This is a genomic window from Zobellia sp. B3R18 (assembly GCF_018860715.1).
GTDB lineage: Bacteria > Bacteroidota > Bacteroidia > Flavobacteriales > Flavobacteriaceae > Zobellia > Zobellia russellii.
Genome location: NZ_JAHKQG010000014.1, coordinates 264,189 through 282,859, shown reverse-complemented (window position 1 = coordinate 282,859; position 18,671 = coordinate 264,189). Strand labels below are relative to the sequence as shown.

The 18,671-nt window shown below is 37.9% G+C and carries 20 protein-coding genes; 12 read left to right on the top strand and 8 right to left on the bottom strand.

The annotated features are described in order from the left end of the window. Window positions 1-68: 68 nt before the first annotated feature. The 11 genes from KO513_RS17840 (at window position 69) to KO513_RS17790 (ending at window position 11,070) form a co-directional block, all read left to right on the top strand. Entirely contained in the window at window positions 69-893 is an 825-nt protein-coding gene (locus tag KO513_RS17840) for an outer membrane protein assembly factor BamD (protein ID WP_246560469.1), read from the top strand. Window positions 894-905: 12 nt separating this feature from the next. After that, window positions 906-1,238, top strand: coding sequence for a DNA-directed RNA polymerase subunit omega (locus KO513_RS17835; RefSeq protein ID WP_197057960.1), 333 nt, complete (start codon window positions 906-908; stop codon window positions 1,236-1,238). Window positions 1,239-1,241: 3 nt separating this feature from the next. Then, complete coding sequence (gene coaBC / locus KO513_RS17830; protein WP_215914577.1) at window positions 1,242-2,447, top strand: bifunctional phosphopantothenoylcysteine decarboxylase/phosphopantothenate--cysteine ligase CoaBC; 1,206 nt, start codon at window positions 1,242-1,244, stop codon at window positions 2,445-2,447. Further along, on the top strand, window positions 2,440-3,327 hold the full coding sequence (locus tag KO513_RS17825) for a DUF4835 family protein (RefSeq protein ID WP_215439055.1): 888 nt from the start codon (window positions 2,440-2,442) through the stop codon (window positions 3,325-3,327). The genes coaBC and KO513_RS17825 overlap by 8 nt, the downstream gene beginning before the upstream one ends. A 55-nt stretch (window positions 3,328-3,382) precedes the next feature. Then, on the top strand, window positions 3,383-5,035 hold the full coding sequence (gene recN / locus KO513_RS17820) for a DNA repair protein RecN (protein ID WP_215914576.1): 1,653 nt from the start codon (window positions 3,383-3,385) through the stop codon (window positions 5,033-5,035). A gap of 154 nt (window positions 5,036-5,189) precedes the next feature. After that, the gene (locus KO513_RS17815; protein WP_215439057.1) at window positions 5,190-6,002 is read left to right on the top strand and encodes an enoyl-ACP reductase FabI; all 813 of its coding nucleotides are present in this window, start codon (window positions 5,190-5,192) and stop codon (window positions 6,000-6,002) included. A gap of 124 nt (window positions 6,003-6,126) precedes the next feature. Further along, on the top strand, window positions 6,127-7,128 hold the full coding sequence (locus KO513_RS17810; RefSeq protein ID WP_215914575.1) for a glycosyltransferase: 1,002 nt from the start codon (window positions 6,127-6,129) through the stop codon (window positions 7,126-7,128). Window positions 7,129-7,194: 66 nt separating this feature from the next. After that, the gene (locus tag KO513_RS17805) at window positions 7,195-8,097 is read left to right on the top strand and encodes a CdaR family protein (RefSeq protein ID WP_215914574.1); all 903 of its coding nucleotides are present in this window, start codon (window positions 7,195-7,197) and stop codon (window positions 8,095-8,097) included. Then, a complete protein-coding gene (gene coaE, locus KO513_RS17800) occupies window positions 8,094-8,681 on the top strand; it encodes a dephospho-CoA kinase (protein ID WP_215439060.1) in 588 nt (195 codons plus the stop codon). Before KO513_RS17805 ends, coaE begins: the two co-directional genes overlap by 4 nt. Window positions 8,682-8,764: 83 nt before the next feature. Beyond that, window positions 8,765-10,348: a sensor histidine kinase gene (locus KO513_RS17795; protein WP_215439061.1), complete on the top strand. Its 1,584-nt coding sequence runs from the start codon at window positions 8,765-8,767 to the stop codon at window positions 10,346-10,348. Window positions 10,349-10,359: 11 nt separating this feature from the next. After that, window positions 10,360-11,070, top strand: a complete 711-nt coding sequence (locus KO513_RS17790) for a response regulator transcription factor (protein WP_215439062.1) — start codon at window positions 10,360-10,362, stop codon at window positions 11,068-11,070. 50 nt (window positions 11,071-11,120) lie between these two features. On the opposite strand, the gene KO513_RS17785 is transcribed toward KO513_RS17790, so the two are convergent. The 7 genes from KO513_RS17785 to KO513_RS17755 are packed head-to-tail and all read right to left on the bottom strand — an operon-like array spanning window position 11,121 to window position 17,386. Next, window positions 11,121-11,615, bottom strand: a complete 495-nt coding sequence (locus KO513_RS17785) for a gluconokinase (protein ID WP_252735947.1) — start codon at window positions 11,613-11,615, stop codon at window positions 11,121-11,123. After that, window positions 11,605-12,546 carry a tRNA (adenosine(37)-N6)-dimethylallyltransferase MiaA gene (gene miaA / locus KO513_RS17780; protein WP_215914573.1) on the bottom strand — a complete coding sequence of 314 codons (942 nt, stop codon included), beginning with the start codon at window positions 12,544-12,546 and terminating at the stop codon, window positions 11,605-11,607. The genes KO513_RS17785 and miaA overlap by 11 nt, the downstream gene beginning before the upstream one ends. Further along, window positions 12,546-13,394, bottom strand: a complete 849-nt coding sequence (locus tag KO513_RS17775; protein WP_215439064.1) for an ion transporter — start codon at window positions 13,392-13,394, stop codon at window positions 12,546-12,548. Before KO513_RS17775 ends, miaA begins: the two co-directional genes overlap by 1 nt. A gap of 3 nt (window positions 13,395-13,397) precedes the next feature. Next, a complete protein-coding gene (locus KO513_RS17770) occupies window positions 13,398-14,768 on the bottom strand; it encodes an exonuclease domain-containing protein (RefSeq protein ID WP_215914572.1) in 1,371 nt (456 codons plus the stop codon). A 52-nt stretch (window positions 14,769-14,820) separates the two neighbouring features. Beyond that, window positions 14,821-15,477 (bottom strand): YggS family pyridoxal phosphate-dependent enzyme, encoded by a 657-nt coding sequence (locus KO513_RS17765; RefSeq protein WP_215914844.1) that lies wholly within the window; start codon window positions 15,475-15,477, stop codon window positions 14,821-14,823. Between the two features lie 42 nt (window positions 15,478-15,519). After that, on the bottom strand, window positions 15,520-16,407 hold the full coding sequence (locus KO513_RS17760) for a 3-hydroxyacyl-CoA dehydrogenase family protein (protein WP_215914571.1): 888 nt from the start codon (window positions 16,405-16,407) through the stop codon (window positions 15,520-15,522). A gap of 19 nt (window positions 16,408-16,426) precedes the next feature. Next, a complete protein-coding gene (locus tag KO513_RS17755) occupies window positions 16,427-17,386 on the bottom strand; it encodes a Gfo/Idh/MocA family protein (protein ID WP_215914570.1) in 960 nt (319 codons plus the stop codon). Window positions 17,387-17,548: 162 nt separating this feature from the next. Here KO513_RS17755 and KO513_RS17750 point away from each other — a divergent pair, with 162 nt between their 5' ends. After that, the gene (locus KO513_RS17750) at window positions 17,549-18,190 is read left to right on the top strand and encodes a protein-L-isoaspartate(D-aspartate) O-methyltransferase (RefSeq protein WP_215439068.1); all 642 of its coding nucleotides are present in this window, start codon (window positions 17,549-17,551) and stop codon (window positions 18,188-18,190) included. A gap of 11 nt (window positions 18,191-18,201) precedes the next feature. On the opposite strand, the gene smpB is transcribed toward KO513_RS17750, so the two are convergent. After that, entirely contained in the window at window positions 18,202-18,666 is a 465-nt protein-coding gene (gene smpB / locus KO513_RS17745; RefSeq protein WP_215439069.1) for an SsrA-binding protein SmpB, read from the bottom strand. Window positions 18,667-18,671 lie beyond the last annotated feature (5 nt).

The following is an 18,671-nucleotide window of genomic DNA, read 5'->3' as shown; positions in this document are numbered from 1 at the left end:
TTTAGCTACTTTATTTTTTGTTTTTTATATCCGTTCGGAATCCGTAATTTTGCAAAATGCTTTTTAAAATGAGGTTATTAGCCCCTGTCTTATTGCTCGCTCTTATGACACAGTCATGTAGCGAATATCAGAAGGTACTTAAAAATGAAGAAGTTAAGCCCAAGTATGACCTGGCTCAGAAATTCTATGAGGAAGGTGATATGAAAAGGGCCAATCGTCTTTTTGAACAAATAGCACCTAAATATATTGGTAAGCCCCAGGGCGAACGTGTCATGTTTTTCTTGGCAGATACCTATTTCCAGAGGAAAGATTATAATATGGCGGGCTATCAGTTTGAACGTTTTGTGAAATCTTACCCTAAAAGTGATAAAGTTGGTGAGGCTTCTTTTTTAGGAGCTAAAAGTTATTTTGAACTTTCGCCATCGTATTCTTTGGATCAAACGGATACGGATAAGGCCTTGGCAAAATTGCAACTTTTCATCAACTCATATCCAGATTCTGAGTATTTTGCCGAAGCGAACGCAATGGCAAAGGAGCTGACAACAAAAAAAGAACTAAAGGCGTATGAAATTGCCAAGCAGTTTAATAAATTGGGTCAGTTTGATTATACGTTCCTTACACCTGCAGTAGCAGCATTTGATAATTTTGTTTCGGATTTCCCGGGCTCTATTTATCGTGAAGATGCCATGTTCTATAGGTTTGAATCTGCTTCAAGGTTTGCTTTGAATAGTTTTGAAAGATTGCAGGAAGAGCGTTTAAAAGAAGCTATTGCCGACTATAACGCATTAAAAAAGCAGTTCCCTAAAACAAAATATGCCGATAAGGCGGATAAGATACTTGAAAAAGTACAGTTACAATTACAGGGTTTTACCCAAGAGAAAGAAGCAAAATAAATTAGTTTGACTATGAATATGAACGATCTTAAGAATTCGAACGCTCCAGTGTCCACAGTAACGATCAACAAAAATGAGTTTGACCGTCCAACGGATAACATCTATGAAGCAATTTCAATTGCGGCTAAAAGAGCGGTACAGATCAATTCTGAAATTAAGAAAGAACTTTTAGAAAAGTTAGAGGAATTTGCTACGTATAGCGATAGCTTAGAGGAAGTTTTTGAGAATAAAGAGCAGATTGAAGTATCTAAGTTCTACGAAAAGTTACCTAAACCACATGCTCTAGCAGTGGAGGAGTGGTTAAATGACAAAATTTATCACAGAAATACGGAGAAAGACCAGTAGTATATGCTAGGCGGTAAGAACATCCTTTTAGGCATTACCGGAGGGATTGCCGCTTATAAAACTACTTTTCTCGTACGTTTACTGATTAAAGCTGGCGCCAATGTCAAAATTATTTTGACGGAGAGCGCCAGTTCTTTTGTTTCCCCACTTACCTTAGCAACCCTTTCCAAGAACCCAGTGCTTTCTTCTTTTGTGAAAAAAGAAGAGGATGCAACAGAATGGAACAATCATGTGGAATTGGGGCTCTGGGCAGATTTAATGCTGGTTGCTCCAGCAACGGCAAACACCCTTTCTAAAATGGCTTCGGGTACCTGCGATAATTTATTGCTCGCTACGTATTTGTCTGCTAAATGTCCTGTTTTCTTTGCGCCTGCAATGGATTTGGATATGTACAAGCATCCATCCTCTAAGAATTCTTTTGAGAAATTGCAGTCTTTTGGGAACGTTATGATTCCGGCAACTTCTGGGGAACTGGCAAGTGGTCTCCATGGAGAAGGGCGCATGGCGGAGCCACAAGATATTGTAGGGTTTGTTAAGGGCTATTTAAAAAAGGGACTTCCGCTTAGCGGAAAGAAAGTGCTCATTACAGCTGGGCCTACATATGAGGCTATTGATCCTGTACGTTTTATTGGTAATCACGCTTCCGGGCAAATGGGGTATGAGCTGGCTTCGGTTGCGGCTAATCTAGGAGCTGAAGTAATCTTGGTGTCTGGGCCTTCTAAGTTTTCGGTTACACATGAATCAATAGACCTAAAAAAAGTTACCTCGGCTGAGGAAATGTACAATGAGGTGCATTTACATTATAAGGAGGTAGATATTGCTATTTGTGCCGCTGCGGTAGCAGATTACAGACCAAAAACTGTTGCAGACCAGAAGATAAAGAAGAAGGTAACCGAGTTTTCTATTGAATTGGTAAAAACCAAAGATATCTTGCTTTCACTGGGCGATCAAAAGCACAAACAGTTTTTAGTGGGGTTTGCTCTAGAGACAGAAAATGAGTTGGAGAACGCTAAAATTAAGCTTAAAAAGAAGAATTTAGATGCAATTGTTCTTAATTCACTGAACGACAAAGGGGCTGGTTTTGGAAAACCTACGAACAAAATTACTTTTATAGATAAGAATTCATCAATTAAGCCGTTTGAACTAAAGACAAAGGCGGAGGTTGCCAAAGACATTTTTGACGAAATCTTGAAAAGATACCATGCGTAACTTCATTTTTTTACTTTTAGGTTCATTCTTTATGGTGTCCGTATCGGCACAGGAAATGAACTGCGTTGTTACTATAAACGCCGATCAGGTATCGCAGACCAATCAGCAGATATTTAGTACGTTAGAACGGTCTCTGAACGATTTTGTCAATAAAAATAAATGGACGAATCGTACCTTCAAGGAAAATGAGCGTATTAATACGCAAATGTTCATTACCATTACCAAGTACGAATCCAATCGTTTTGAAGGGAACATCCAGATACAATCTTCACGGCCTGTTTTTAATACATCTTATGAAACGCCTGTTTTTAATTACAAGGACAATCAGTTGAATTTTGAGTATATAGAGTTTCAACCTTTGGTGTTCAATGAAAACGTATTCGAATCTAATTTAATTAGTGTGGTGTCTTACTACGTGTATATTATTTTAGGGTTGGATGCAGATACTTTTTCTTTGGAAGGCGGCACGGAATATTTTAGAAAGGCACAACAAATTACAACACAGGCACAAAGTAGTAATTATGCAGGCTGGGATCAGAATAGTGATCGCAGTAGGTTTGAGCTCGTGGATAATCTTTTGTCCAATACGTATCGCGAATATCGTATTGCCATGTATAACTACCATCGTAAGGGATTGGATATTTTGGGCGATAACAACAGTACGGGAAAACAGGTTATTGCCGGTACTATGAAATTGTTTGAAACTATGATCAAGCGTAGGCCCAATGCTTTTCTGGTCCAGACTTTTTTTGATGCCAAATCAGACGAGATTCAGAATATTTTCTCTGATGGTCCAAAAGTGGATATCGTTCAGTTGAAAGAAACACTTAATAGTATAGCGCCATTATACTCCAGTACTTGGAACGATATTAAGTACTAGTTGTTTCCGTACGGAATTATCAATTATCTTTACGGCACAAATCGAATAGAAAACTGTGCTAGTACACCTTTCCATAAAAAATTACGCATTAATAGATAATCTCAATGTAGACTTTACCAATGGGTTTACCTGTATTACGGGCGAAACCGGTGCCGGTAAATCTATTTTATTGGGTGGTTTATCCCTTGTTCTGGGCAAACGGGCCGATTTATCCTCGCTACAGAACAAGGATAATAAATGTGTTATAGAAGCTGAATTTCAAATTGAAAAATACAATTTGAAACCGTTCTTTAAGGATAATGACCTAGAATATGAAGAGCGGACTATTATCCGAAGAGAGATACAGCCCAGTGGAAAATCCCGTGCCTTTATCAACGATTCTCCCGTTACATTGGATATTCTTTCGCGCTTGGGTAGCGGTCTTATAGATGTGCATTCTCAACACCAGACTTTACAGTTAACGGATAATGATTTTCAACTTAAAGTTATAGATGCACTTGCGGATAACAAGGCTCAATTAACAGATTACGCTTCAAAACTTCGCCTATATAGAACAACTTCAAAAGAGTTGTCAGAACTTGTTGATTTTCAAAAAGAAGCGAACAAGGAGCATGATTATAATAGTTTTCTGTTAGAGGAACTTCAGGCCGCACCTTTAAAATTGGGGGTGCAAGAAGAGTTGGAGGAGCAGTATGAGCAGCTGAACAATGTAGAGAATATATTGGAGCTTATATCGTCCGGACATCAACTTTTAAATGATGAGCAGGTGGGTATTGTGAGCTTGCTTACGGAGTTGAAGCAAGTGGCCAATAAATTATCCGGATTTGGTAGTCAGTACGCAGATCTTAACCAGCGTATACAATCGGTTTTTATAGAAGTTGATGATATAGCTTCCGAACTTCAGAATTACCAAGAAGGCACAGAGGCCAATCCGCAATTATTGGAAGAGACCAATACCAAGTTGCAGCAGCTATATGATTTACAAAAAAAGCATGGTGTTCAAGAAGTTTCCGAACTGCTACAGATCAGGGAAGACCTCTCCGAAAAAGTAAGCGTTACGGAAAACCTTGAGGCGGATATAGAGAGAAAAGAAAAAGAGCTTGCGGATCAGAAAGTAGCGCTGCAAAAAGCTGCCGATGTCTTGACGGCTAGACGTAAAAAAGTAGTGCCGGAGCTTAAAAAGCAATTAGAAAGTTCTTTAAAAGCATTGGGTATGCCTAGTGCTACGTTTAAAATAGAACTTTTTAAAGCAAATGATTTTAAAGCGAATGGTGCGGACGGCCTTACATTTTTGTTCTCGGCCAATAAAGGTGGCGATTACGGAGAGCTGAAAAAAGTAGCCTCCGGAGGGGAGCTGTCAAGGATTATGCTCACTATAAAGTCTATTTTGGCCAAGTATGAAAACTTGCCAACCATTATGTTCGATGAAATAGATACTGGTGTTTCCGGTGAAATATCCGGGAAAATGGGAGATATTATGCAGGCTATGAGCAAAAGTATGCAGGTATTCTCCATTACCCATTTACCTCAAGTAGCTTCAAAAGGCGATCATCACTTTAAGGTGTACAAGCAGGAGGAAGGTGCTGTAACCAAAACCAATATGAAGCAATTGAACAATGAGGAAAGGGTAGTGGAATTGGCAGAAATGTTAGGGGGTAAAGAACTTTCTGATTCTGCAATGGCCCATGCAAGACAACTTTTGAACTAGAATATAGGTTTAGTACCTAACTACAGGGGGTTATATTATTAGTTTAAGGTCTATTTTAAGACTATAAATGTGTTTTTCTTCGCATGGCAACTATTTGTTGCCAACTTTTTAAATATCTTTGAAGCTTTAAGAACAACCAACAGAATCTAACACAATGTCGTATAATTTATTAAAAGGTAAGAGAGGAATTATTTTTGGAGCTTTGGATGAAAACTCTATAGCTTGGAAAACAGCAGAACGCATTCATGAAGAAGGTGGTACTTTTGTTTTGACTAATGCACCCGTAGCCATGCGTTTAGGGCAAATTAAAGATTTGGCCGAAAAAACAGGTTCTCAGGTTATTCCTGCCGATGCAACTAGCGAAGAAGATTTAGCAAACTTGGTAGCCCAGTCTATGGAGATTCTTGGTGGGAAAATCGATTTTGTACTGCACGCTATCGGTATGTCCATTAATGTTAGAAAAGGTCGTTCTTACACAGATGAAAAATACGACTTTACAACTAAGGGATGGGATGTTTCCGCCCTATCTTTTCACAAAGTATTGCAAAGCTTATATAAAGCCGATGCCATGGCGGAATGGGGTAGCATTGTTGCCTTGACCTATATGGCGGCACAGCGCGTTTTTCCTGATTATAATGATATGGCGGATAATAAGGCCTATCTAGAATCGGTAGCGCGTAGCTTTGGTTATTTCTTTGGAAAGGAAAAGAATGTACGTGTCAATACTATATCTCAATCGCCTACGCCAACTACAGCTGGTCAAGGTGTTAAAGGTTTTGGAGGCTTCATTAGCTATGCCGAAAAAATGTCACCTTTAGGAAATGCAACAGCATTGGAATGTGCGGATTATACGGTAACCCTATTCTCTGACCTAACTAAAAAGGTTACCATGCAAAACTTGTTTCATGATGGAGGTTTCTCCAATACAGGGGTTAGCCAAGAAGTTATAGAGCACTTTACCGAGTAGAAATAGAATACGTTTCAATAGATTTAATTCTGGCGAAGTGTTTGTTTTCGGCATAAATTTTGGGCATTTTACATTGCGGAAAAAGGTAATGTAAAATGCCCTAAGAATTTCCGTAAAAAAGCCCATGAATTTATCTTTTTCATTTATAGTTCCTGTTTATAATAGACCCGATGAAATTACGGAGCTATTAGAAAGCCTAACGCACCAGACCTATTCAAAGAATTTTGAAGTGCTGATTGTGGAGGATGGCTCTACGCTTTCTTCAGAAAAGGTGGTGGAAGATTTTAAGGATAGACTTTCTATATCGTACTATAAAAAGGCAAATTCAGGACCTGGTAATTCCAGAAACTACGGAATGGCCCGTGCCAAGGGCAATTATTTTCTTATTGTAGATTCGGATTGTATGATTCCTCCCCGGTATTTGGAAGCGGTTCATAACGCTTTGAACAAGGACTATGTGCATTGTTTTGGAGGTCCGGATGCAGCGCATGAATCTTTTGGTCTTTTACAAAAGGCTATTAACTATGCAATGACATCGGTACTTACCACGGGAGGTATTCGTGGTAATAAGAAAGCAGTTGATAAGTTCCAGCCGCGAAGTTTTAATATGGGTATTTCCAAAACCGCATTTGAAACCGTAGGCGGCTTTGGTAAAATTCATCCGGGAGAAGATCCGGATTTTACCTTTCGTATTTGGGAGAAAGGGTATGATACTAAACTAATACCTGAGGCATTCGTATATCATAAACGCCGTATAGATTGGAACAAGTTTTTTATACAGGTGAAGAAATTTGGTAGTGTACGGCCTATTTTGAACAAATGGCATCCTAAGACATCAAAAATGACTTATTGGTTTCCAACGTTGTTTTGTTTGGGGTTTTTGGCATCTTTGGTGTTTATGGCGGTTGGTATACCCTTACCCTTGTATTTATACACTATATATTTTTCGCTCATTTTTATAGATTCATTTTTGAAGAATAGAAATTTGGCTGTTGCTCTATTGTCTTTGGTGGCTGTGAGCATTCAATTTATGGGATATGGATATGGTTTTTTAAAATCGACCATCTTCCTTAACTTTAGCAAAAAGGAACCGGAAACATTGTTTCCATATTTATTTTTTAAATAATTGATAAACAAGGTAGTAGATTTTGTAAAAAAGGCACTTAAGAAGAGAAAAGTAAAAATATTTTTAGTGTTTTTGTTTTTTTCCACCTTGATATGGCTCATAAACAACCTTTCACGGAGTTATGTGAGTACGGCAAATTTTGATTTGGAATATGTGAACGTTCCAGAAGGGTATTTGTTTAAGGGTTCTACGGATAGTGAGCTAAAAGTTAAGCTTAAGGCCGGTGGGTTTCAGTTTTTAGGTTTTAATTTTAAGCATGCAAAAATTGATATTGACCTAGCGGATGCCAAACAAAAGGACTCCATATTTTATATTCCCCAAGAGATTTATAGAAAACAAGTAGAAAAGCAGTTAAGTGGATCAATGTCTTTGATAGATATTGAAACCGACACTCTTTTTGTGGGTATGTTGGCCGTTATTTCCAAGAAAGTGCCGGTTAGACCAAATGTAGAGGTCAATATGGCCAGAAACTATTTGTTGGATGGAAAAATGGAAGTTAAACCGGATTCCATTACCATTACGGGGCCTTCAAAGGAAATAGATACCATAAATGTGGTCCGAACCCATAAATTGACCTTGCCAGATCTAGATACCAATTTTTCTGAAATGGTAGCGGTTTTTAAACCTGAAGAACTAAAAAACACGATGTACTCTGCAAACGAGGTGGAGCTTACTGCAAAAATTGCGCGTTTTTCGGAAAAGGTTTTTGAGGTTAAGATTAAGACGGTTCACTTTCCCGGTAATATTGAGGTAAAGACGTTTCCAGATGAAGTAGGGGTAATATGTAAGGCCAAGTTGGATCGCCTTAAAAAATTAGAAGTTTCGGATTTTGAGGTTATTGCAGATTATGGGCAGTTAAGAGATGGTAACCGGGAAAAACTTAAATTAGAATTAAGAAAAAAACCAAGTGGTCTGCATAGCGTAAAATTGCAAACAACCAGTGTGGAATATATATTGAATAAAAAATGACCATTGTAGGTTTAACAGGTGGTATAGGAAGTGGTAAGACCACTGTTGCCAAAATGTTCGGAGAGTTGGGGGTGCCGGTATACAATTCCGATAACCGGGCCAAAAGTTTAATGCAGGAGTCCCCTGAATTGGTCAAAAGCATTAAAGATTTGTTAGGGGAAGAAGCTTACCTTAACGGAGTATTGAACAGGGCGTACGTATCACAGCAGGTATTTAATAACAAGGAACTTTTAGAGGCCCTCAATGCCATAGTTCATCCTGCGGTACGGCAAAATTTTATAGGTTGGGCCAAGGAGCAAAAATCAGGATATGTAATTCAAGAAGCGGCTATAATCTTCGAAATTGGTTCACAGGATTTTTATGATTGTATCATTTTAGTGACCGCTCCGGAGGAGACAAGAATAGAACGTGTTATGCAACGAGATGGTGACAATACCGTTGAAGGGATAAAAGCACGAATGAAAAATCAATGGGACGATGCTAAAAAAATAGAAGCTTCTAACTATATTATCCAAAACGAGAACATAGAGCAAACCAAGGTTCAAGTTTTAGATGTGCATCGCGATATACTTAATAAAATATAGGCCTCACGCAGTTTTAACATTTTTGTTAAGGTTTGGTTAAACCTACTATCTACTAGTTGTTAAATCTTTAATTTTGTTTTTAAATGAATAAGAGGTTATTTGTCCTTTTGGTGGCGTTGATGAGTCTCTCCTTGATAGGAATAATATCTGTTCAGTTCTTGTGGATAAAGCAGTCTGTAGAAGATAAGGAAGAACAATTTTCCAACACAGTGTCCGAAGTTTTGAACGAAGTGTCGGATAAAATTGAGGAAAGAGAGACAAAGGATTATTTTGAACGCTACATTAATATAAAAGATAGTGTAGGCGAGCCTAAAAGTTCCCATTTACGAAATATCTTTTTTATAGACCGTGATATAAACTCCAATGAGATTCGGTTTTATTCCCATGGTATTTTAGAAGAAGATTACAATATAGCATCTACGTTCTTTGATAACGGTAATGGTAGCGATACCGTAGCCACAATTAAAAACTATACGAGCAAGCGTTCCAAAACTATTTTTAAGGAAGATTTTGGATTGGACGGTAAGGAGTATAAGCTGAATGCGGTACAAAAACTTGAAAAAATTGGTGGACTCTCTGCAATAGAGAAGGCCCAATTTGAAGACGTTTTTAGTGAATACGCCAAGAAAGTACCTATCCACAAAAGAGTTTCCAATCAAGAAATTCAGTTGCTTTTAAATCGTGAGCTAAAGAACAGGAACCTTAATATTGATTATGAATATGGGGTGTACAGTAGAGGGCTTCCTACCAAGGTAAAGTCTAGGAAATTCAAATTTGATAAGGACATGCTGTATGAAACCGCTATCTTTAAGGATAGTGAGGGAGCAAGCAATTTTTCGCTCTTGATCTCTTTTCCAAAGAAGAAAAAGTTTTTGATTCAGTCTATCATAAAAATGGCGCTGTTGTCACTGCTTTTTACTTTGGTCATAGTCATAGCGTATTCCGGTGCAATTTATCAGCTTATACGTCAGAAACAGATTTCGGAGATAAAATCCGATTTCATAAATAATATGACACATGAGTTTAAAACACCTATTGCAACTATCAATTTAGCGGTAGAGGCTATCCGAAACCCTAAAATAATAGGAGACCCGGAAAAAGTAGATAGGTATTTAACCATGATTCGTGAGGAAAACAAGCGAATGCATGCCCAAGTAGAGAACGTATTGAGAATATCCAAATTGGAGAAGAACCAGTTGGATATTAGTAAGGATAGGGTAGATGTACACGACATAATAGAGGATGCAATTGCCCACGTAGAGTTGATTGTATCTGACAGAGGCGGATATATAGAAACACATTTAAACGCAGGTAGAACTGAGGTTTTGGCTAGTGAAATGCACTTTACGAACGTTATCGTAAATATTCTGGATAACGCCATTAAATATTCAACAAAGGCACCACGTATAGATATATATACAGAGGTAGCCAAGAATTATATTGTAATAGAAATAAAAGACCAAGGAGCTGGGATGAGCAAAGCCGTGGTCAAAAAAGTATTTGAAAAATTTTACCGTGAACACACGGGAGATTTACATAATGTTAAGGGGCATGGCCTAGGATTGGCATATGTAAAAAAGATTGTAGACGATCACCAAGGTGAAGTTTACGCAGAAAGTGAAAAAGGAAAGGGAAGTACTTTCTATATAAAATTGCCTTTAATCTAACTCAACAAGTTATGGAAACAATTAATAAAAAAATACTCTTAGTAGAAGATGATCCCAATTTTGGAATTGTGCTAAAGGACTATTTATCAATGAATGATTTTGATGTCACTTTAGCCAAGAATGGTATGGAGGGGTTTGAAAAATTTAAAAAGGATAATTATGACATCTGTATTTTAGATGTGATGATGCCTTATAAGGACGGTTTTACCTTGGCAAAGGAAATTCGTGAAAAGAATGAAAATGTTCCGATCGTTTTCCTGACCGCTAAAACCATGAAAGAAGATGTTCTAAAAGGGTATAAAGCAGGGGCTGATGATTATTTGAACAAGCCTTTTGATTCTGAAGTCCTTTTAATGAAAATTAGAGCTATTCTTCAAAGAAAAGCATCTAATACATTGGCAGATAGTAAGAAGTTTGAATTTAAAATTGGAAACTTCCACTTAAACTCTAAACTCAGATTCTTAAAGTACAAAGAGGAGGAAGCTATTAAACTTTCGCCAAAAGAAAATGAACTTTTAAGGCTTTTGGCTCTTCATGAAAATGATTTGATGCCAAGGGAATTAGCATTGACAAAAATATGGAGAGATGATAACTATTTCACTTCCCGTAGTATGGATGTGTACATTGCTAAGCTAAGAAAGTATTTAAAATTAGATGATACGGTCGAAATCTTGAACATTCACGGAGAAGGTTTCCGTTTAGTGGTAAAAGAGGACGTATAGTAGTACTGCATATTTTATAAAAAGCCCTGATATTGTATATCAGGGCTTTTTTAATTTAAATCGCTAATTATTTTAGCAACAATTTCTTCGGGTGTCTGCATAATGGATACTGTAATTGCCTCTTTTGGGACTTCTAAAGTATTGAATTGGGAACGCAATAATTCTGAGGGCATAAAGTGGTTTTTGCGTTGTGAAAGACGCTCCATAATTTCATCAAAAGTTCCTTTTAAGTATACAAACTGAAGTTCCTTATCTAGGCCGTTCTGTAATATAGTGCGGTATTTATTTTTAAGTGCGGAACAAGCTATTACTGCTCCTGTATCACTTTTTTCTATGGCTAGAAGATTCAGTTTTTCTAACCAGCCTTGGCGGTCATTGTCATCTAACGGATTGCCTTCGGCCATTTTTTTTACGTTGGCTTCCGGATGGTAATCATCCCCATCATAGAATCCTAAATTTAACTCTTTGGCCAAGAGTTTGCCAATTGTACTTTTTCCCGAGCCGGATACGCCCATGACGAATATTATGGGGTGTTTACTTTTCATTTGAAATAGTATTATTTAGTATCGCTATCAATTCTTGAAAATCTGCATTATAAGGAATCCAGATGGTCTCCTCGTTTCGTTTGAACCAAGTTAATTGTCGTTTTGCGAATCTGCGTGTATTTTTCTTTATTTCCTCTAGGGCAAAGTTAAGGTCATTATGTTCTGGGCTATAATCAGGGTTCTCTTGCTTTTCAAAATAACTGAAAAGCTCTCGGTAGCCAACCGTTTGTAACGCGTTAAGCTCTTTGTGTTTTTTTAGTTGTTCTACTTCCTCAACAAGGCCTTCCTTAACCATAATGTCTACACGCTGGTTAATGCGGTCGTAAATTAGGGCGCGGTCTGCTTCTAAACCAATAGTAATGGTTTTAAACGGACGATTTTTTTTATTTTTTGATAGAAATGAGGAGTAGGGGTTGTTGGTACCCATGCAAATTTCAAGTGCTCTTATAAGTCTATGCGGATTGTTTAAATCTACGGATGTGTAGTACTTGGGGTCTCTTTCTTGAAGTTCTTTTTGCAAGAATTCAATTCCTTTTTCGGCAAAATGTTGATTAAGCTGCTCACGTATTTTTGGGTCTACTTTTGGAAAGTCGTCCAAACCTTCGGTTACGGCTTTGGTATATAATCCGCTTCCGCCAACCATGACCACTATATGATTTTTTTCGAAAAGGGTTTCTAACAGTTGAAGGGCATCCCGTTCAAAATCACCCACAGAATACGAATCAAAAATGCTGATATGTTGTATAAAGTGATGTTTGGCCTGACTTAGTTCTTCTGGTGTGGGTACAGCAGTACCAATTCTCATTTCTTTAAAAAACTGTCTGGAATCCGCAGAAATAATTTCGGTATTATAATGCTGTGCAAGGGAAATTGCAAGTTTGGTCTTGCCAATCGCGGTTGGGCCTACTACGGATAAAAGTATTTTTTCCATTACAGCTCGCTTCCACAATTATAACAATGGCTGGCATCGTCCCTATGACCTTCTTTAGCACAATTCCTGCAAGCTTGAGTGTTTACGTGTACAAAATGATTGTTGCCTACTTTTTTCTGTTCTTGTCCTCTTTTACCAAACTCTACCGTAACAATACCCGTAGGAACGGCAATTACACCATAACCGACCAACATAATCAATGTGGCTATAAACTGCCCTTGTGGTGTAATGGGCGCAATGTCTCCATAGCCAACTGTAGTTAGGGTTACTATAGTCCAATAGATGCTCGTAGGTATACTGGTAAAACCGGCCTCGTCTCCCTCAATTAAATACATGAGCGTACCCAATATTACAGATAGAATAAGTACGGCAAATAGAAAAACGGTTATTTTGGCCCTACTTGCTTTTAATGCATTTTTAAGCTGAGAGGCTTCTCCTAAAAACCGAACCAATTTTAAGATTCTAAAGACCCTTAAAAGACGTAATGACCTGATGGCCAAAAGTACTTGCGACCCTGCGAAAATATAGGAAAGATATAATGGAATGGTAGATAACAGATCAATTATTCCATAAAAGCTAAAAATGTATTTCTTAGGTTGTTTTATGCTGATGATTCTAGCAATATATTCAATGGTAAAGAGGATGGTTACCACCCATTCCAGTATAAAAAGGGTTTGGTGGTATTCTGCATCGATCCATTTTACGCTTTCCAACATTACCAGAAGTACACTGATGATGATTAGGATAAACAACAAAATGTCAAACCATTTACCCAAAGGAGTATCCGCTTCATAAATAATTTCATGAACTTTATACTTCCAGCCTTTATCGGGTTTATGTTCTCTCAAATTTTATTGATCGCTTAATTCTAGAATTTTTAAACTGTGTTTTTTACGTATATAGGTTTCAATTATGTGCGTGGTATTATGATTACCGCGCATAGGCACGATTATAGATTCTAAGATATGAATATTATTAATTTGATGATTCAAGTTATAATAACCAATACCCTTAAAGTCTCCATTTTTTATTAATACGGCACTGTATTCACCAATTTCTCGCCCCTTATCTATTATAACTACGTTTTTTTGGTTTAACGAATATTTATTTACCGCTTGAGCGGCCCGTTGGTTATACTCCTCAACCGGTTCTTTGGAAATGCAGGCACCAAGGCACGCATCATTATCGTAGTTAGAGCAATTGCCCTTAGCTTCTGATATACCGTTTATTTTATCGCAGAGATTGAACTCACGGGTTAACTTATAAATAAAGTTAGTAGCTCCGGCAAGACTGTTAAACGTAGCAAAAGACCCGTTTCTTTCTGTTGTTTTCCTGATTTTGAAAGTTTCGTAACCCGCTTCATTTTTTTCAACATATATTCCGTGACTAAAAATAACGGCTTTGGGCCTGTGGTTATATTTAGGTCGGTTTCTTTTAAGCTCTTCGTTTTCCTTTAAAAGAGCAATCAATTCATTCCCGGTTCTTTCAAAAGTTACCTTTTTAGTCGCTTTTTGTAGTTGTCTTGAACGTCCGCCTGATTTGGTAAAATGCTGATTTACCCTTTTCTTTATGTTGGTACTTTTGCCTAGATAGAGTATTTCCCCGTCCTTATCGTGCATATAATATACTCCTGTTTCGGAGGGTAAGGAGTCTACAATATCCAACTGACGATCAGAAAGTTCACCTTCCGTTTCTTTGCGAATAACACTTTTTATGATTGTCTTGTCAAGGTCTTTAGAAAGTAATATTTTAAAGAGTTGAAGTGTTGCCAAGGCATCACCGTTTGCTCTATGCCTGTCACTTACGGCAATGCCCAAAGACCTTACCAGTTTACCAAGGCTATGTGATTCCGCTTCCGGAATCAATTTTTTGGAAAGCTCAACTGTACACAAGGTTTTTCGCTCAAAATTATAGCCTAACCGTCTAAATTCAGTCCGTAATATTCTATAATCAAATTGTGCGTTATGGGCAATGAGTACAGTGTCTTCGGTTATTTCTACAATTCGTTTGGCCACCTCATGGAATTTTGGGGCGGTCTGTAACATTTTATTGTTGATACCGGTAAGTTTTACAACAAATGGCTGAATCTCTTTTTCCGGGTTTACCAAACTAATAAACTGGTCTACCACCTTATGTCCGTCAAATTTATGAATGGCAATTTCTGTTATGCCTTCTTCATTAAATTTACCTCCTGTGGTTTCAATATCTAAAATGGAATACATCTATCTGTTTTTGTACTGTGGTAGCGGTTTGGTCTTGGTTGAAAGTAGAATGTTAATAATTCCGCTTACCAAAGATACTACTTCCAATGCGTACCATGGTACTTCCTTCTTCAATAGCTATTTGATAATCTCCGCTCATCCCCATGGATAGGGTTTTTATTTTTGGATTTTCAGGTTGAATGGAATCAAAAATTGACTTTAATTGCCTGAACTCCCTTCTTACTTGGGATTCATCATCTGTAAAAGTAGCCATACCCATTAAACCTACCACATTTATATTTTTAAGTTCACGGTATGCTTCCGAATTTAGAATGACATGCAGTTCCTCTTTGTTGAGTCCAAATTTGGTGTCTTCTTCCGCAATATGAATTTGAAGAAGACAGTCTATGGTACGGTTGTTTTGCTCCGCTCTTTTATTGATTTCGGTCAAAAGTCTAAAGCTGTCTACACCATGAACCAAATTAACAAATTCAGCCATGTACTTTACTTTGTTACGCTGTAAATGGCCGATCATATGCCATTGGATATCTTTTGGCAGGCGCTCCCATTTGCCTGTCATTTCCTGCACCTTGTTCTCTCCAAATATGCGTTGGCCGGCGGCATAGGCTTCCATAATGTCTTCGTCCGGCTTTGTTTTGGAAACGGCAACCAGGGTTACATGTTCGGGAAGTGTATTCTTTATTTCTAAAAGATGATCTTTTATCATTATGTTACTTGTGGATTGTAGGTTCTACTGAGCTTGTTTTAATTTTTATAAAAATTGGCCGGAAACCTTTTCTGCCTTTTTTGATTCGCTGTAATCATAAAAACCTTCGCCTGATTTTACCCCTAATTTTTTTGCCATTACCATATTTACTAAAAGTGGACAAGGTGCGTATTTTGGATTTTTAAAACCATCGTACATAACGTTTAGGATGGATAGGCATACGTCTAAACCGATAAAGTCAGCTAGTTGAAGCGGGCCCATTGGGTGTGCCATACCCAATTTCATTACCGTATCAATTTCAGAAACACCGGCCACACCATTGTAAAGTGTTTCAATGGCTTCGTTAATCATGGGCATTAGAATCCTATTCGCTACAAAACCGGGGTAGTCGTTTACTTCTGTTGGGGTTTTGCCCAATTGCATGGAAAGCTCCATAATCTGTGCCGTAGTTTCATCGGAAGTGCTATAACCTCTTATGATTTCTACCAATTGCATGATGGGAACAGGGTTCATAAAATGCATGCCGATAACCTTCTGCGGCCGATTTGTAGAGGCTGCAATTTGAGTGATAGAAATAGAGGACGTATTTGTAGCTAAAATGGTTTTTTCATTGCAAATAGCGTCTAACTCTTTAAAAATACCCAGTTTTACATTTAGATTTTCGGAAGCGGCTTCAACTACTAAATCTACGTTGGCAACCCCATCTTTAAGCGTGGTAAAGGTTGAAATACGGTCTAGAGTTGCTTTTTTATCGCTCTCTGATATTTTTTCCTTAGCCAACATTCTATCCAGATTTTTAGAGATGTTGGCTAATCCCTTGGTCAACGAATCTTCTGAAATATCTATTAAATGTACATTATGGTCGTTTTGGGCAAAAACATGGGCAATTCCGTTGCCCATAGTTCCTGCACCTATAACTGCTATGTTCTGCATAGGTTTTGTTTTTTAAGATTTAAAAAGAAGCAATAATCTGTAATGCAACTTTTAATGCTTGTGTGCCTTGCTTTAGGCTTACGATTGGTGTAGTGTTGTTGGCAATAGCATCTGCAAAACTTTCTAATTCATCAAGAATGGCGTTGTTGGTGCCCACTTCGGGATTTTCAAAATAGATTTGTTTCTTTTCGCCTTCCGCATTTTGGAGAACCATATCAAAATCGCCTACTTTTTCGGGAGCATCCTTCATTTTTACCACCTCAACTTTTTTCTCCAAAAAGTCTACGGATATGTAAGCATCTTTTTGAAAGAAACGTGATTTGCGCATGTTTTTCAATGAAATCCTACTAGCGGTCAAGTTTGCAACACAACCATTTTCAAACTCTATTCGTGCATTGGCAATATCCGGAGACTTGCTTATGACCGAAACCCCACTTGCATTGATTTGCCTTACCTCAGATCTTACAACGCTAAGAATAGCATCAATATCATGTATCATAAGGTCTAGCACCACTGGCACATCCGTACCACGGGGATTGAACTCCGCCAAACGATGACTTTCAATGAACATTGGGGTGTTAATCTGGTGTTTTACCGCAGAAAAAGCGGGATTGAAACGTTCCACATGTCCTACTTGGCCTTTAACATTATACTTTCTTTCCAGTTCAAGAAGCTGGGCTGCTTCTTCAAAAGTATTGGTTATCGGTTTTTCTATAAAGATATGCTTCCCTTTTTCCATAGCCTTTTTGGCACAATCAAAATGGGAAAGGGTAGGGGTTACGATATCTACTACATCTACAGCTTCAATAAGTTTATTGATGTTGTCGTAATAATGGTACCCAAATTCATCCGCTACCTTTTTTCCGTTTATAGCATCGGCATCATAAAAACCGACCAATTCATATTTTTTTGATTCATTTAACAGACGTAAATGTATTTTTCCTAAATGACCTGCGCCTAATACGCCAACTCTGAGCATAAATTTCAATTTGTATCAAAAATAAGGATAGTTTCGGAGTTTTCGGGTTTCATTTAGGAAGATTAAAGTTTACGGGTTTTTAAAAAATGAAGGCTGACATTTAGTCGGTAGACTTGTGAGTTGAAATTTTACAAGTTAACTTTACCTTCCAAAACCAAACCATTGAGAGATACTTTAAAACATAGGGGAATGCGCAATAAGTTGGCCGAAGTATTGGTAGCTAAAGGCATTTCGGATAAAAATGTGCTGGAAGCTATACGTACCATACCCAGACATTTATTTATGGACAGTAGTTTTGAGGGACACGCCTATCAAGATAAGGCGTTTCCTATTGCGGCCGATCAAACTATTTCTCAACCCTATACCGTAGCTTTTCAATCGCAATTATTAGAGGTAAAACCCGATCAGAATATTTTGGAAATAGGTACGGGCAGTGGGTATCAAACGGCAGTATTATTGCTTTTAAGGGCTAAGGTATACACTATAGAACGCCAATTGGAACTGTTCAAGAAGACCAAGATTTTCTTTAGAAAAATGGGCTATAGACCTAAGAAAATGATTTTTGGGGATGGGTATAAAGGGTTGCCGGAGCAGGCGCCTTATGATGGTATAATTGTTACTGCCGGTGCTCCAGAAGTACCTAGGGCACTCATGAGCCAGTTGAAAATTGGGGGTAGATTGGTTATTCCCGTAGGTACGGACGATCAAATCATGACCTTGTTCATCAGAAAGTCCGAAAAAGAATTCGAGAAAAAGGAATTCGGTTCTTTTCGTTTTGTTCCTCTTCTGGAGAATAAGAACTAAACCACTCTTTTTTAGCTATTAAAACTTTTCTTGATTCTGGAAAGATTACGTTGATTGTCGCGGTCTTTCAGGGTTTCTCGCTTGTCATAAAGTTTTTTACCCTTGGCCAAAGCCACTTTTAATTTTGCCAAGCCTCTATCGTTTATAAACAGGTTGGTGGGTACGATGGTAAAACCGGAAGTAGTAACTTCTTTGCGCAATTTTTTAAGCTCCCGTTTGTTCATGAGCAATTTGCGTTCCGCCTTTGGCTTGTGATTAAAATGGGAAGCATGGGAATACTCGTCTATCTGCATATTGATTACAAACAGTTCTCCTGCTTCATTAAACTCACAAAAGCTTTGGGTAATGGAAGCTTTTCCTTCACGAATGGATTTTATTTCTGTTCCGGCCAAAACAATTCCCGTTACATAGGTGTCTATGAACTCATATTCAAACTTGGCCTTCTTATTCTTTATGTTGATGTTCTTCTGAACCATACCGC

Excerpts from the sequence above, each read along its gene's own strand:
- miaA (WP_215914573.1), bottom strand. The coding sequence starts at position 12,546 with ATGGAAAAAATACTTTTATCCGTAGTAGGCCCAACCGCGATTGGCAAG.
- KO513_RS17790 (WP_215439062.1), top strand. The coding sequence starts at position 10,360 with ATGGAAACAATTAATAAAAAAATACTCTTAGTAGAAGATGATCCCAAT.
- KO513_RS17840 (WP_246560469.1), top strand. The coding sequence starts at position 69 with ATGAGGTTATTAGCCCCTGTCTTATTGCTCGCTCTTATGACACAGTCA.
- KO513_RS17760 (WP_215914571.1), bottom strand. The coding sequence starts at position 16,407 with ATGCAGAACATAGCAGTTATAGGTGCAGGAACTATGGGCAACGGAATT.
- KO513_RS17810 (WP_215914575.1), top strand. The coding sequence starts at position 6,127 with ATGAATTTATCTTTTTCATTTATAGTTCCTGTTTATAATAGACCCGAT.
- KO513_RS17795 (WP_215439061.1), top strand. The coding sequence starts at position 8,765 with ATGAATAAGAGGTTATTTGTCCTTTTGGTGGCGTTGATGAGTCTCTCC.
- coaBC (WP_215914577.1), top strand. The coding sequence starts at position 1,242 with ATGCTAGGCGGTAAGAACATCCTTTTAGGCATTACCGGAGGGATTGCC.
- KO513_RS17815 (WP_215439057.1), top strand. The coding sequence starts at position 5,190 with ATGTCGTATAATTTATTAAAAGGTAAGAGAGGAATTATTTTTGGAGCT.
- KO513_RS17755 (WP_215914570.1), bottom strand. The coding sequence starts at position 17,386 with ATGCTCAGAGTTGGCGTATTAGGCGCAGGTCATTTAGGAAAAATACAT.
- KO513_RS17770 (WP_215914572.1), bottom strand. The coding sequence starts at position 14,768 with ATGTATTCCATTTTAGATATTGAAACCACAGGAGGTAAATTTAATGAA.
- smpB (WP_215439069.1), bottom strand. The coding sequence starts at position 18,666 with ATGGTTCAGAAGAACATCAACATAAAGAATAAGAAGGCCAAGTTTGAA.
- KO513_RS17825 (WP_215439055.1), top strand. The coding sequence starts at position 2,440 with ATGCGTAACTTCATTTTTTTACTTTTAGGTTCATTCTTTATGGTGTCC.
- KO513_RS17835 (WP_197057960.1), top strand. The coding sequence starts at position 906 with ATGAATATGAACGATCTTAAGAATTCGAACGCTCCAGTGTCCACAGTA.
- coaE (WP_215439060.1), top strand. The coding sequence starts at position 8,094 with ATGACCATTGTAGGTTTAACAGGTGGTATAGGAAGTGGTAAGACCACT.
- KO513_RS17785 (WP_252735947.1), bottom strand. The coding sequence starts at position 11,615 with ATGAAAAGTAAACACCCCATAATATTCGTCATGGGCGTATCCGGCTCG.